Genomic DNA, 14,456 nt, shown 5'->3' on the forward strand with positions numbered 1-14,456 from the left:
AGCTCATGAAGACGAACCTGCCCTTAAGCGACATCACCGTCGTTTCCCTCGAACAGGCCATCGCGGCGCCGCTCGCGAGCCGCCATCTCGCCGACTGGGGCGCGCGCGTCATCAAGATCGAGCGCCCCGAGGTGGGCGACTTCGCGCGCCACTACGACACCGTGGTGAACGGCCTGTCGAGCCAGTTCATCTGGACGAACCGCTCGAAGGAGAGCCTCGCGCTCGACATCAAGACCGACGAAGGCCAGACCACGCTCGAGGCGCTGCTCGAGAAGGCCGACGTGTTCATCCAGAACCTCGCGCCCGGTGCCGCCCAGCGCCAGGGACTCGACGCGAAGTCGCTCGTCGAGCGCTTTCCGCGCCTCGTCGCCTGCGACATCTCCGGCTACGGCAACGGCGGCCCCTACAGCGGCAAGAAGGCCTACGACCTGCTCGTGCAGTGCGAGACCGGCTTTCTCTCGATCAACGGCACGCCCGAATCGCCGGCCAAGTGCGGCATCGCGATCGCCGACATCGCGACCGGCATGTACGTGCTCAACGGCGTGCTGATGGGCCTCTACCAGCGCGCGAGCACGGGCCGCGGCATGGCCTTCGAGGTGTCGCTGTTCGACGCGCTGGCGGAATGGATGAGCTACCCCGCCTACTACACGCGCGGCGCCGGCCGCGCCATCCCGCGCAGCGGCGCGCGCCACGCCACGATCGCGCCGTACGGGCCGTTCGCGACGGGCGACGGCAAGACCGTGTTCTTCGGCATCCAGAACGAGCGCGAATGGCTCAACTTCTGCACCGTCGTGCTCGGCGACGCGTCGATCGCGGTCGAGCCGCGCTACGCGACGAACTCGCAGCGCCTCGCCAACCGCGACGCCCTGGAGCGCCTGATCGAGGAGCGCTTCTCCGCCTGGCCCGCCGACGAGGTGCTCGCGCGGCTCGACCGCGCCGCCATCGCGAACGGCCGCATGAACGACGTGGACGACCTGCTCGCGCATCCGCAACTGCTGGCGCGCCAGCGCTACCGCGACGTCGGGACCGAGCGCGGCCCCGAGGCGATGTTCCTGCCCGCCGTCACGATTCCGGGCGTTGAACCCGTGATGGGCCCCGTGCCCGCCGTCGGCCAGCACACCGAGGCCATTCTGGCCGAGCTCGCCGAAGAGGCCGGCGCGACGGCCGCGAGGAAGGCGTCATGAGCACGGCCACCTCTTCCGCCGCTTCCGCCGCGTCGTCCCTGCGCACCACGCGCACCGTCCTCGCCGTGCCGGGCCACCGGCAGCGCATGGTGCAGTCGGCGGCGGCCAGCGCCGCCGACGCCGTGTTCATCGACCTCGAAGACGCCGTGCCGCCCGAAAAGAAGGACGAAGCGCTGCGCACCGCCATCGAGTCGCTGAACGCGCTCGACTGGGGCAAGAAGACGGTGCTCGTCCGGATCAACGCGAGCGAGGCCGGCGTCGCGCAGCACGAGGTCCGCGCGCTCGTGCGCGAGGCCGCGCGCCTCGACGCCGTGCTCGTGCCGAAGGTCGAATCGGCCGATACCGTGCACGAGGTGGAACGGCTGCTCGACGAAGGCCGCGCGGGTACAGCGCGGCCGCTCGAAATCGAGGCGCTGATCGAGACGGCGCGCGGCGTCGTCAACGCCGACGCCATCGCCGCCTCGAGCCGGCGGCTCGGCGCGCTGCACTTCGGCGTCGGCGACTTCTCGGCCTCGCTCGGCGCGCGCACCGTCGAGATCGGCGGCACGCATCCAGGCTACGCGCTCACGCTGAAGAACGAAGTCGGCAACTACGCGACGACGCCGCTCGACCTCTGGACCTACCCGATGATGCGCATCCTCGTGGCCGCGCGCGCGTTCGGGCTGCGCGCCGTCGACGGCCCGTGCGGCGCGTTCCGCGACCCCGTGCTCACGCGCGCCTGGGCGCTGAAGGCCGCGGCGATGGGCTACGACGGCAAGCAGGTCATCCACCCGGACCAGATCGAGCCGACCCGTGCGGCGTTCATGCCGACCGAGGCCGAAGTCCGCGCCGCGCAGCGCACGCTCGACGCGCTCGCAGAAGCCGAGGCCGCCGGGCTCGCCGCGGTCTCGCTCGACGGCAAGCTCGTCGACTTCGCCAACGTCAGGATGGCGCAGCGCATTCTCGCGATGAGCGCGGCCGGCGAAACCGGCGCAACGTAAACGCCCGGGCGCTTCGCCGCGCGCGGCCGGCCCGGACAGCGCGTCACGGCCGCGCCGGGCTGCCGTGGCGCGTGATCGTCGCGACGAGCCGCCGGTGCGCCCGCGCATAGGCCTCGCTGTGCGGGCCGCCGTGCAGGGCGGCCGTCACGATCGCCTCGAGCCCGCGGTCGCACCGGCTGTCGCCCGGAAACACGCTCTCGAAGCCGATCAGCGAGCGGACCAGCGAGCCGGCCTCGCCGTCCGACTCGCCGTGCCGCGAGATCGTCTCGACCGCGCGCGTGATCGCCTCGGCCGTCGTCGGCGCGTCGAGATTCAACACCAGACGCTCCTCCCAGACCAGCAGCTTCGCGAGTTGCGGCAGCATCGCGCCGGCAGTCGGGCCCGGCCGGTACGAATACGCGCGGGCCCACGCGCTCACCGCATCGGCCGGCATCGGCTTCGCGACCGCATAGCCCTGCACGAGATCGACGCCGAGCATCGCGAGCGCGTCGAGCAATTCCGCCGACTCGATCCCCTCGGCCACCACGCGCTTGCCGAGCGCGTGCCCGAGGCGCGTGAGCTGATAGACGAAGCGCAGGACGTCGACGGCCTCGTCGCCGCCGATCCGCACCATGTCGCGATCGATCTTGATCCAGTCGAACGGCAACTGGCGCAGCCGGGTGAGCCCGCTATGCCCCGAGCCGAGGTCGTCCTGCGCGAGCATCACGCCGAGCGCCTTGAACCGCGCGAGGATGGCGTGCTGACCGTGGCCCAGCGAGACGGCCTCCGTCTCCAGCACCTCGAGCGTCAACTGGCCCGGCTCGCAGCCGTGCCGCGCCAGCGCGGCCTCGGTCGCCGCGAGATAGCGAATGTCGCTGAGCGCGGCCGGCGGGAGATTGACCGAGATGCCGAGCTCGAGCCCGTCCGCGAGCCAGCGCGCGCGGTCCGCCAGCGCATGCTCGAGGCCGCCCACGTAGATCGCCAGCAGATCGTCCGGCACGAGCGCCGGCAGGAACTGCCCGGGCGTGAGCACGTCCGTCCCGTCCGCGAGCCGCGCCAGCGCCTCGACCTTGGTCGCCCGGCCGACCCGCAAATCGAGCAGCGGCTGATAGTAGGTGCGCAGCGCGTCCGAGCGCACGAGCGCCGCGAGACGCTGGCGGTCCTTGATCGGAATCGCCTCGCGAATGCCCTCCTCGGTTCCGTCGAGCCGCGCGAGCGCGCAGCCGAGCAGTGTCTGCAGCATGTCGAGAAAGGACGTCTGGTGCGTGCCGACGAACCCGCCCGGCAAGGCGCTGTGCAGCAGCAGCACGGCGACGGGCGGCGCGCCCGTCACCCGCAGCGGGATCGCCGCGCACGAGCGCAGCCCGCGCTGCAGGGCGAGCTCGCGCCACGGCTCGGTCTGCGGATGGGTCCGGTAGTTGATGACGCGCTCGATGTGCCCGCTGCGCCAGGCCCGGCCGACCGGCCCCTGGCCGCGCGGGTCGTCGGCGTTGACGACGATCTGCGTGCGCGGAGAGCTGAGCAACTGCGCCAGATAATCAGCGACGTTGTCGCTCGCGGCGGCCTCGAAATGAAAGATGCCCGCCTCGTCGGGACGGCCGATCGAGCAGCCCGCGATCTCGTCGTGCCTCGCGAGAATCGCGATGACCTGATGAATGAGCGCGCTGTAGCTGGTGCTCTCCCAGGCGAGCCGCGTGATGTCGAGCAGGGCCGCGCGCTGCGCGTCCTCGATCTTCTGGTAGGCCTTCAGTTGCCCGGTCAGGTCGTCGTTCAGGCGTTGCGTGAAGAGCGACAGCGCCCGGCTGTCCACGCTCTCGCCGATGCGCCGGTAGACCGAGGAGGCGAGAATCCCGCGGCTCTGGACGAGCTCTTCCTTGTCGAGGCCGACGATGGCGTGGATGCGGCCCACGCGCAGGGCCGTCTCGACGTGGTCGCCCGGCTTGAGCTTCGACGAGGCGAGCGAGAGGAGGTTCTGGATCTGCCGCGCCTTCAGGTGTTCGAGCTCGGTCGCATCGAGCATTTCCAGAATCATGCGCGACTTCGGCAGCCGGGACAGCTTCCCGTAGAAATCGTCGACGGCCGCCGCCGCGCTGCCGCGCAACGCTTCAATCAGCGAAGTCACCTCACTCCCCCCTGACAGCAGTTCAGTTCTCCCGATGGTCGATCTTCGCGCCGTCGTTCCGCATTGCTCACCGCCACGCCGCGAAACTCGCTGACATCGCGGAAGGCCCGGCCCGGAACGCACGCCGCCTACTGTACCATCGCCGCCGGCCCGACCCTCTCCCGGGTGCCGCCGCGGGTTTTCCGGCGGTTTTCATGGGGTTTTCTCCGGATTTTCGCCGGAAGATTGTGGACGACGATTGCTAACATCGTCGCTGCGCCACGCCGTTTTCGGGCCCGGCTATGCGCGCTGAATCGAGCCGTCCCGCCGGCCCCGGACACGTTCGCTACATATTCTGCATACCCGAGTTATCTTCTTTCGAAATTTGATATCCTGACCTGAAGCAATCCAATAATTCTCGTAACACCGGCGCGATCCGGTCGTGAACCGCGCCGCTGGTTGGCAAACGTCCCGCAATACCCTGCATCCGTATACAGAGACTCTTGCGCCGCGCGCAAGACCAACGGGCGGCGCAGCGCCGGTGAAAAGGCGATGAGTGCCCAGGCCAAACATGGGGGCTTGCTTCGATGCGCGTATCGATCCACATCGGTCTTGTCGTACTGTGTACCAGCCTGTTCTTCGCGGCACGAATCGAGGCGGCCCCCGCGCCGGCCAATGCCGCCGCGCCCGATACCGCCGATGCTGCCGCACCGTCCGCCGCGCCGCCCTCGGCCCCGACCTTCACCCGCGTCCTGACGCTGAACCAGATGGGCAACTACGGGCCCATCGCGCTGCGCGGCCAGGACCCGAACGGCGCGCTGAGCATCGACATCCGCAACGACGAGGTCGTGACCGCCGCGCGGCTCAAGCTCGACTTCACCTACTCGCCGGCGCTGATCTTTCCGCTCTCGCACCTCAAGGTGCTGCTCAACGGCGAGGACATCGCCACGCTGCAGTTCGACAAGGACGACGCCGGCAAGGCAATCTCGCGCACGATCGATCTCGACCCGCGGCTCTTCACCGACTACAACCGGATCGCGCTGCAGATGGTCGCGCACTACACGACCGACAGTTGCGAGGACCCGTACAACACGTCGCTGTGGACCGACGTCAGCCCGACCACGTCGCTCACGCTGACGACGGCGAGCCTCGCGCTGCCCAATAACCTCGCGCTGCTGCCCACGCCGTTCTTCGACCGCCACGACAACCGGCTGCTGACGCTGCCGTTCCTGCTGCCGCCCCGCGCGCAGGCGCCGGCGCTGCAGGCGGCGGGCGTCGTCGCCTCGTGGTTCGGCGCGCTCGCCGACTACCGCCACGCGCGCTTCCCGGTGCTCGCCGCGCTGCCGGCCAACTCGCACGCCGTCGTGCTCGCGCTGCCCGGCGACGCGCCGGCCGGCGTCGCGCTGCCGGAGATCAAGGGGCCGACCGTCGCCGTGATGGCGAATCCGGCCAGCCCGCCGCAGTCGGGCCGCGAGCTGCTCGTCGTCGCGGGACGCAACGAGAAGGAGCTGCAAACCGCGGCCGAAGCGCTCGTGCTCGGCCAGGCCGGCATGACGGGCTCGAGCGTCGTGATCCAGTCGGTCGATCCCGGCGCGCGGCGGCGCCCCTACGACGCGCCGAAATGGGTGCCGGTGGACCGGCCGGTCCTGTTCCGCGACCTCGTCACGGACCCGCAACAACTGCAGGTGTCGGGCTACAGCCCCGACCCGATCCGCGTCAACCTGCGCGTGCCGCCCGACCTCTACGCCTGGGCGCGCCAGGGCATTCCGCTCGACGTGCGCTACCGCTACACGGCGCCGTCCGCCTATAACGACTCGGTCCTGAACGTCAGCGTCAACGACCAGTTGATCCGCTCCGAGCGCCTGCGCCCGCTCAGGACCACGTCGGACCGCGTCCGCCTGAACATCCCGCTCATCACAAGCACCGAGACGAGCGCCGAGGACGAACTGCGCGTGCCCGTGTTCCGCGTCGCCGCCAACAACCAGTTCCAGTTCCAGTTCCACATGGATTCGCAGAAGACGGGGCTCTGCGCCTCGGCGCCCGCCGACGTGGCGCGCGCGGCCATCGACCCCGACTCGACGATCGACTTCAGCGGCTTCGCGCATTTCACCGCGCTGCCCAACCTCGCGTTCTTCGCGACGAGCGGCTTCCCGTTCACGCGCATGGCCGACCTCTCCGACACCGCCGTCGTGATTCCCGACGCGCCGAACGCCGCCGACGAGGAAACCGTGCTGACGCTGCTCGGCTACATGGGCCAGTGGACCGGCCTGCCGACGCTGCGCGTCGCCGTCGTGCCCGCAAAGGACGTCGGCGCCGAGAGCGAGCGCAACCTGCTCGTGGTCGGCACCGGGTCCGCGGCCGGCCTGCTCGCGAAGTGGGGCAAGTCGCTGCCGATGCTGATCGGCCCCGGCACGACCGAGCTCACGCTGCGCGAGCAGCGCGCCGAGGGCGGGGGCGGCTGGCTGTCCGGCACGCGCCGCTTCCCGACGCCGACGGGCCGCGCGAGCATGAGCGCGTCGGGGCCGCTCGCCGCGCTGATCGGCTTCGAATCGCCGCTCGCGAGCGGGCGCAGCGTCGTCGCCGTCTCGGCCAGCTCGTCGGCGCAGCTCGGCGGCGTGCTCGACGTGCTCCAGGACGACAGCCGCGTCTCGCAGATCCACGGCGACCTCGCCGTGTTCCGCGGCACCCAGATCGACAGCCTGCGGCTCGGCGAGCGCTATTTCGTCGGCGACCTGCCGTGGTATGCGCGGCTGTGGGTCTTCGTCTCGAACTACCCCGCACTGCTCGCGATCGCCGGCATCCTCGCCGGTCTCGCGGTCGCATTGCTGGTGTTCTGGGCGCTCTCCCGCCTCGCCGTGCGACGCACCGGGAACTGACGATGCGCGCGAGCCCGTGGCATCCGGTTCTGCGGCGCGCAGCCGGCGCGCTCGCGTTCGCGCTGGCGGCCTTCGGCGCGCACGCGGCCGCGGCGACCCCGACGGCCGCGCCTGCGCCCGCGTGCGCCTGGCCCGACTGGGCCGCGTTCAAGCGCACGACGCTGAGCCCCGACGGACGCGTGATCGACGCGAGTTCGCCCGACGAGATCACGACGTCCGAGGGGCAAAGCTACGCACTCTTCTTCGCGCTCGTCGACAACGACCGCCCCACGTTCGACCGGGTGCTCGGCTGGACCGAGAACAACCTCGCGGGCGGCGATTTGACCAGCCATCTGCCGGCCTGGCTCTGGGGCCGGCTGCCGGCCGGTTCGTCCGCCGCCGGGGCATCGGGAGCATCGGGAACGGCAAGCGCATCGAACGCGTCGAGCGCGGCCGGGAGCGCCAGGCAGCCCGCCGCCGTGGCTTCCGGCGCGAGCGCAACCGGCGGCGGCAGAACCGGGCCGGGCGGACAGGCATGGGGCGTCCTCGACGCCAACCCCGCCAGCGACGCCGACCTCTGGATCGCCTACACGCTGATCGAGGCGGGCCGGCTCTGGAACGAGCGCCGCTACACGGCGCTCGGCACGACGCTCGCGCGCACCGTCGCGCGCGAGGAAACCGCGTCGCTGCCGGGGCTCGGACGCACCGTGCTGCCCGGCTCGGTCGGCTTTGCGCCCGCGCCCGGCGTCTGGCGCCTGAACCCGAGCTACGTGCCGCTGCAACTGATTCGCGGCCTCGAAACCGCCTTGCCCGACCAGCCCGAGTGGAAGAGCCTCGTCGGCACCTCGGCGCGGCTCGTCAACGAAACGGCCCCGCGCGGCTTCTCGCCCGACTGGGTCGAATACCACAGCGGCCGCGGCTTCGCGCCCGACGCGCAGACGAAGGCCGAAAGCGCCTACAACGCGATCCGCGTCTACCTGTGGGCCGGCATGCTGGCGCCGGCCGATCCGTTCCGCGCGGCCACGCTGCACACGTTCGTACCGCTCGCCGACTACGTCGCCGCGCATGGCTTCCCGCCCGAGCGGATCGACACGCAGACGGCGGCGCCGGGCCCGAACGCGGGCAACGCCGGCTTCTCGGCCGCCGTCGTGCCGTACCTCGCGGCGCTCGGGCGCGCCGACCTGGCGAGCGCCCAGGCCGCCCGCGCGCGCGCGATGGAAAAGGACGCGCCGCTCGGCTACTACAGCAGCGTGCTCGCGTTGTTCGGCCTCGGCTTCATGGACGGCCTGTACCGCTTCGACGCCGACGGCCGCCTCGTACCCGCGTGGACGACGACATGCCCCGCGCTCCGCTGACCGCGTCGGCCGCCCGCGCCGCGCTCGCGCCCATCCTGCCGCCGCTCGCGTTCGCGGGCTGGGTCGCCTGCGCGATGCCGGGCGTCGCCGAGGCGCAGAGCGCGGCGACGGCGGCGCCGCCCGCCGCGAACGCCCAGGCCGCGCCGCCGCTGAACCCGCAGATCGCGCAACTGCTCTCGGCCGCGCAGACGTGGGAGGACAAGAACCGTCCCGACATGGCGCGCGGCATCGTGCAGAAGGTTCTCGCGATCGTGCCGAATCAGCCCGAGGCGCTCGCGCTGATGGGCGAGATCGAATTGAAGTCCAACCATCCGGATGCCGCGGGCAAGATCCTGCAGCAATTGCGGCAGAGCGCGCCGAACCACCCGGCCACGCGGCAACTGGCCGACGCCTACCGCGCGTCGACGACCGACCGCGTCGAGCTCGCGAACATCCGCCTGCTGTCCTCCGCGGGCAAGAACGAGGAGGCGGCGCGACGCATGCAGGCGCTCTTTCCGAACGGCGCGCCGCGCGGCGATCTCGCGGACTTCTACTACAAGATCGTCGCCGGCACGCCCGACGGACGCACGCGCGCGCTCGACGAGCTGCGCGCGCGCATCCGGCAGAACCCCAACGACTACAGCCTGCAACTCATCCTCGGCGACCTGCTGACCGACCAGTGGCGGACCCGCATCGAGGGCTTGAACGTGATCTACGGCGCCTACCAGCATCCCGAGAGCAACCGCACGATGGCGCTCGACCTCTGGCACCGCACGCTCACCTACACGCAGCGCGGCGACCCGGCCTACTACATCTGGTGGAAGCGCTATCTGCAGCTCGTGCCCGGCGACCCGCAGGCCCAGGACGTGGTGGCCGACTACGAGAAGAACGGCATCAACGAAACGACGGCGGCCCGGCTTGCCGCCGCGAACGGCGGCTCAGGCGGCGCGACGAGCGCGCCCGAAACGCCGGAACAGCGCGCGCAGCGCGCCCGCGCCCAGCAGGGACAGGCGCTCGGCGCGCAGGGGCTCGAACGGCTGCGCGAGGGCCGGCACGACGAGGCGCGCGCGCTGTTCGCGCGCGCGCTCGCGCTCGATCCCGACAACGCCGGCAAGTGGCGCGGCCTGATCGCGACCGCGACGCTGTGGGGCACCATCGCGAAGGCCAACGCCGCGAACAGCCAGGGCAAGCCCGACCAGGGCGAGGCGCTCGCACGCGATGCGCTCCGGCTCGACCCAGGCAACGTCTACGCGGCGCACGCGCTGACCGACGCGCTCGTCGCGCAGCAGAAGTGGCCGGAGGCCGAGGCCGTCGCGCGCCCGCTCGCGACCGGTCCCAGGCCCGACATCGACGCGCTGCGCTCGCTCGTCGCGATCCTGCGCGCGACGCATCGCGAGAACGAGATCGACCCGCTGATCGCGAGCGTCTCGCCACGCATCGCGGGCTCGCAAACGCAGCTCGCGCAGATGCGCGCCGAAATCCTGTCGATGCAGGCCGACCAGGCGATCGCCGGGAAGAACAACAGCGCGGCGCTGACGAAACTCGAGGCGGCCGTGCAGCTCACGCCCGCCGACCCGTGGCTGCGCTACTCGCTCGCGCGCCTGTACACGAACCTGAAGCTGCCGGCGCTCGGCCGCGCGGTCATGGAGGACGGGCTGAAAGTCGCGCCGTCGCCGGACATGCGCTACGCGAGCGCGCTCTACTTCAACTACTCGCTCGACGACGTCGACGCCGCGAACGGGCAGATGCAGCAGATTCCCGACAGCGCGCGCACGCCGGGCATGCGCGAACTGGCGGGCAGCATCGCGGCGCAGCGCGCGGTGAACGCGGCCCGCCTGCTCGCCGCGCAGGGCAACGCCGACGCGGCGCGCGCGACGCTCACGGCGGCCGAGCAGGACGCGCAGGACGATCCGCAGATGCTCGCGACGATCGGCGGCGAATGGATCGCGCTCGGCGAACCCGACCACGGCCTCGCGATCGTGGAGCACTGGCTCGACGCGCATCCCGACGACTCCGCCGCCACCGGCGCGCGGCTGCGCTACGGCGAGCTGCTGGCCTCGGCCGACCGCGACGACGAGCTGCCCGGCTGGATCGCCGACGCACGCGCGAAACCCGGCGTGAGCGCCGAACAGCAGGCGAGCTTCGACGACCAGTTGCTGCGGCTTGCCGTGCGCCGCGTGGGCCGCCAGATCGACGCGGGCGACCTGGGCGGCGCGCGGCGCACGCTGGCCGCCGTGCCGGCGGCCCAGCACACGGACCGCCGCTGGCGGCTCGCGAAGGCCGATCTCGACGAGGCGGCCGGCGACTACCGGGCCGGCCTGCGCGACGCGCAGCAGGTGCTCGCGGCGCAGCCCGACGACGCCGACGCGCGCCTCACGCTCGCGCGCATGTACGAGCGGATGGGCCAGCGCGCGAAGGCGACGCAGATCGTCGACGAGGTGCTGGCCGACACGCGCGCCGACGACATCGACACGCGCCTCTCGATCGCGCGGCGCCTGACGGCCGAGGGCCACGAGGACGAGGCGCTCGCCGTCGTCGATCCGCTGCGCCAGCAGTATCCGCAGCGCTCCGACGTGACGGTGCAGTCCGGCCGGGTCCAGCAGTCGCTCGGCCATTACGACGAGGCGTCCGCGCTTTACCACGAGGCCAGCGCCCAGGAGCAGGCCGAGGGCGCGCAGCCGGGCCCCGACGGCCTCACCACGGTCGGCCGCGCGATCCAGCAGCTCGACGATCGCCGCCAGCCGGAGATATCGACCGAAGTGATCCAGTCGAACCTGACCGGCGACGCCGGGATCTCGCGGCTGAACTCGACGCAGGTGCCGCTCTACATCCGCATTCCCGACGGCTACACCGGCCACTACTTTTTCCACGTGGATTCGGTCACGCTCGACGCCGGCGCGCTGCCCGGCTACGACTACGACGACGCCTACCAGTACGGCAAGATCGCCGCGCTCGGCAACGCGGGGCTCGGCTCGATCCACGAGAACGCCACCGGCGTCGCGCTCGCCGCCGGCTACGAGTTCAGCGGCGCCGACAATAGCTGGCGCGCCGACGTCGGCACGACGCCGCTCGGCTTTCCGGTAACGAACGTCGTCGGCGGGCTCACCTACCGGCACGACTTTCCGGGCGCATCGATCTCGGGCGAGATCTCGCGCCGGCCCATCACGAGCAGCCTCGTCTCCTACGCCGGCGGCGTCGACCCCGTCACGGGCGAGAAGTGGGGCGGCGTGGTGCGCAACAGCATCACCGTGCGCGGCTCGCAGGACATCGGGCGCGGCGACGTCTTCGCGAGCGTCGGCTACGGTGTGCTGACGGGCGAGAACGTGCCGAGCGACGACGAGCTGCGCATCCGCGGCGGCTTCGACTGGCCGATCTTCCAGACGCCGAACCAGCGCGTGACGAGCGGCCTCGTCGGCAACTACTGGCAGTACTCGCGCAACGAGCACTTCTACACGTTCGGCAACGGCGGCTACTACAGCCCGCAGAGCTACACGTCGATCGGCATTCCGATCGACTGGACGGGGCGCTACCAGCGGCTGTCGTGGGAGCTCAGGACCTCGGTCGGCATCTCGTTCTCGCGCGAGGACGAGTCGCCCTATTTCCCGACCGATCCGGTGCTGCAGGAGCTGGCCGCCGAGCGCATGAGCGCGGCCTACCTCGGCGAGCCCATGTTCGGCAGCGGCACGGGCGGCGGCTTCAGCTACACGGTCGTCGCCGCGGCCGAGTACCGGCTCTCGCCGCACTGGGTGCTCGGCGGCCGGCTGCAGATCGACCGCTCGCGCGACTACGCGCCGAACGTCGCGATGCTCTGGCTGCGCTATCTGTTCACCGCGCAGCACGGCCCGGTGCCGTTCCCGCCGACGCCCGTGACGCCCTACTCCGACTACTGAGCGCCCCTTGACCGAATCGACCCGTCGACCCCTTGCTCCCTTGACCGGAAACCCTGCGAACCGAGTGCCGCGATGAATGCTCCTTCCCGTACTCCCGACCGGACCGCGCGCCCCTCGCTGCTGGCACGGCTGCAGCCGCGCCAGCCTCTCGCCATCGAGGGCCTGCCGCCGGCGCTCGCGACGCTCGCAGCCGGGCAGGTCCACGTGGTCTACGCGAACGCCTCGCCCGCGCGCGACGCGCTGTTCTGGAAAACCGCCGCCGCCGCGCTGCGCGGGCCGGCCACGGTGCTCTCGACGCGCACCGGCGAGGACGTCGCCGACATGCTGCGCAGCCACGGTCTCGACATCGACGTGCCCGGCGCGGTCCACGCGAAGGCCAACCTCTGCGCGCTGCGCCCGCTGCCCGGCCGCGACGGCGCGGAGGTGCTGATCGAGGCGCTGCAGGCGCTGGCCGACCAGTGCGCCGAGCCGGGCAGCGAATTCCTGATCGAGGGCGCCGAGGCGTTCTTCGCCTGGGCCGACGCCAACGCGCTCGCGCGCCAGGGCTCGCAACTGGCCGCCTGGTGCGCGCAGCACGGCTACGGCGTGCTGCTCGTCGCCGCGCTGCCCGACGAGGCCGAACCGGAGGGATCGGCTGAGTCGGCTGAGTCGGCTGAGTCGGCTGAGTCGGCTGAGTCGGCTGAGTCGGCTGAGTCGGCTGAGTCGGCTGAGTCGGCTGAGTCGGCTGAGTCGGCTGAGTCGGCTGAGTCGGCTGAGTCGGCTGAGTCGGCGGAATCCGGTGAATCAGGGGAATCGGGGCAATCGGGACAATCGGCAGAACCTGGCAAGCCTGAGGCATCGCCCCGCCCGGACGCGCGGCCCCAGGCCCTCGACACGGCGCTCGGCGCCTTCCAGGCGCGCTTCGGCGGCGCCGCGCAACTGCGGCAGGAACGCGGCCAGTACACGTGGGAAGTCGCCTTCTGGCGCGAGCGCGACACGGTGCTCGCGAACCAGTCGCTGCCGCTGCGCTTCTCCCCCGTCGACTACCGGCTCATGGTGGCGAGCGAGACGTTCGAGAAGGACGTCGGCGAGGCCGGCCTGCTGGCCCCCGACGAGACGCGCGTGGTCGTCTCGCGCGACGCGGTGGTGCGCGAGCGCACGATGCCGGAACACTGGCAGGTGGTCGACGACAACGACGCGGTCGTGGCCGCCGCCGAACACGCGGTCGCCGCGACGGTCGTGCTCGGCTACGGCGCCGGCACGCAGCTCGAGAAGCTCGCGGAGCAGGTCTACACGCTGCGCCGCCGCAGCGGGCCGGCGCTCAAGATCGCCGTGCGCGAGGACAACGTCGCGATGCGCTACGAGACGGTCATGCGCAACCTGGGCCTCAACTTCGTGATTCCGCGCAACACGCCGATCGCGCGCGTCGAGTCGATGCTCGACGGCCTCCAGGGGCAGGTTTTCTCGCGGCCGCTGCCGGCCGACCCGATGGCCGCGCTCTCGGCCGTGCTGCACAGCGCCGAGAGCGGCTACGTGAACGCGCAGCGTTTCGTCGAGCTGGTGCGCGAGTCCATCGACCGCGCCCGCGCCATCCATCTGCCGAACGTGCTGCTGCGTCTGCCGCTCCTGCCGGAAGTCGCGCACGTGGACGCGCTGCGGGCCTGCCACCTGAGCCGCGCGGGCGACCTCTGCACCGCCTGCGGCGACAGCGTCTACACGTTCTTTTTCTCGTGCCGCCTCGCCGACGCGACGGCCGTCTTCCAGCGCGTGTTCCGGCTGCCGCCCGGCGACCTGTTCCGCGGCGAACTGCGCTGCGGCGACTACGACTCGATCGGCGCGATGCTCGACGCGCTCGATCAGGAAATTGCCGAAACGCCTCCGCCCGACTACGCGAGCTGGCTCGAGCAGCACCGTCCGGCGAGGTCGCCGGCGGCAGCGGCCAGCGCCGCAGGCGCACCGGAGACGACGCGCGAAAACGGCGGTGAAGGCAGCGAAGGCGCTGGCCAACCCGCGCCGGCGACAAGCGCCGACACGGGTGCCGGTGCCGCGGAAACGACGGCGACAGCGGCGGCAACGGCCAGCGCGCCGCCGCCCGCCGCCGCGCCGCGCGCGGCCCCGAAACCCGCTCCTCTACCGCTCAAAGCCTTGGGATAA

General features: G+C 71.6%; 7 protein-coding genes. 6 read left to right on the plus strand and 1 reads right to left on the minus strand.

From position 1 onward, the window contains the following. Window positions 1–5: 5 nt before the first annotated feature. Complete coding sequence (locus CY652_RS07280) at window positions 6–1,184, plus strand: CaiB/BaiF CoA transferase family protein (protein ID WP_102130033.1); 1,179 nt, start codon at window positions 6–8, stop codon at window positions 1,182–1,184. Further along, window positions 1,181–2,164 carry an HpcH/HpaI aldolase/citrate lyase family protein gene (locus tag CY652_RS07285; protein WP_102130034.1) on the plus strand — a complete coding sequence of 328 codons (984 nt, stop codon included), beginning with the start codon at window positions 1,181–1,183 and terminating at the stop codon, window positions 2,162–2,164. The genes CY652_RS07280 and CY652_RS07285 overlap by 4 nt, the downstream gene beginning before the upstream one ends. Window positions 2,165–2,207: 43 nt before the next feature. On the opposite strand, the gene CY652_RS07290 is transcribed toward CY652_RS07285, so the two are convergent. Next, window positions 2,208–4,265 (minus strand): EAL domain-containing protein, encoded by a 2,058-nt coding sequence (locus CY652_RS07290; RefSeq protein WP_102130035.1) that lies wholly within the window; start codon window positions 4,263–4,265, stop codon window positions 2,208–2,210. Window positions 4,266–4,831: 566 nt separating this feature from the next. On the opposite strand from CY652_RS07290, the gene bcsB reads away from it, so the two are divergent. The 4 genes from bcsB to bcsE all read left to right on the plus strand — a co-directional run bounded on the left by bcsB (window position 4,832) and on the right by bcsE (window position 14,456). Continuing rightward, a complete protein-coding gene (gene bcsB / locus CY652_RS07295; RefSeq protein ID WP_102130036.1) occupies window positions 4,832–7,120 on the plus strand; it encodes a cellulose biosynthesis cyclic di-GMP-binding regulatory protein BcsB in 2,289 nt (762 codons plus the stop codon). A gap of 2 nt (window positions 7,121–7,122) precedes the next feature. After that, window positions 7,123–8,454 carry a cellulose synthase complex periplasmic endoglucanase BcsZ gene (bcsZ, locus tag CY652_RS07300; RefSeq protein ID WP_102130037.1) on the plus strand — a complete coding sequence of 444 codons (1,332 nt, stop codon included), beginning with the start codon at window positions 7,123–7,125 and terminating at the stop codon, window positions 8,452–8,454. Then, on the plus strand, window positions 8,436–12,323 hold the full coding sequence (locus CY652_RS07305; RefSeq protein ID WP_258002219.1) for a cellulose biosynthesis protein BcsC: 3,888 nt from the start codon (window positions 8,436–8,438) through the stop codon (window positions 12,321–12,323). The genes bcsZ and CY652_RS07305 overlap by 19 nt, the downstream gene beginning before the upstream one ends. Before the next feature lie 72 nt (window positions 12,324–12,395). Continuing rightward, window positions 12,396–14,456, plus strand: a complete 2,061-nt coding sequence (gene bcsE / locus CY652_RS07310) for a cellulose biosynthesis protein BcsE (RefSeq protein ID WP_102130038.1) — start codon at window positions 12,396–12,398, stop codon at window positions 14,454–14,456.

It is taken from the genome of Burkholderia sp. WAC0059 (genome assembly GCF_002870125.1).
Classification (GTDB): Bacteria; Pseudomonadota; Gammaproteobacteria; order Burkholderiales; family Burkholderiaceae; genus Paraburkholderia.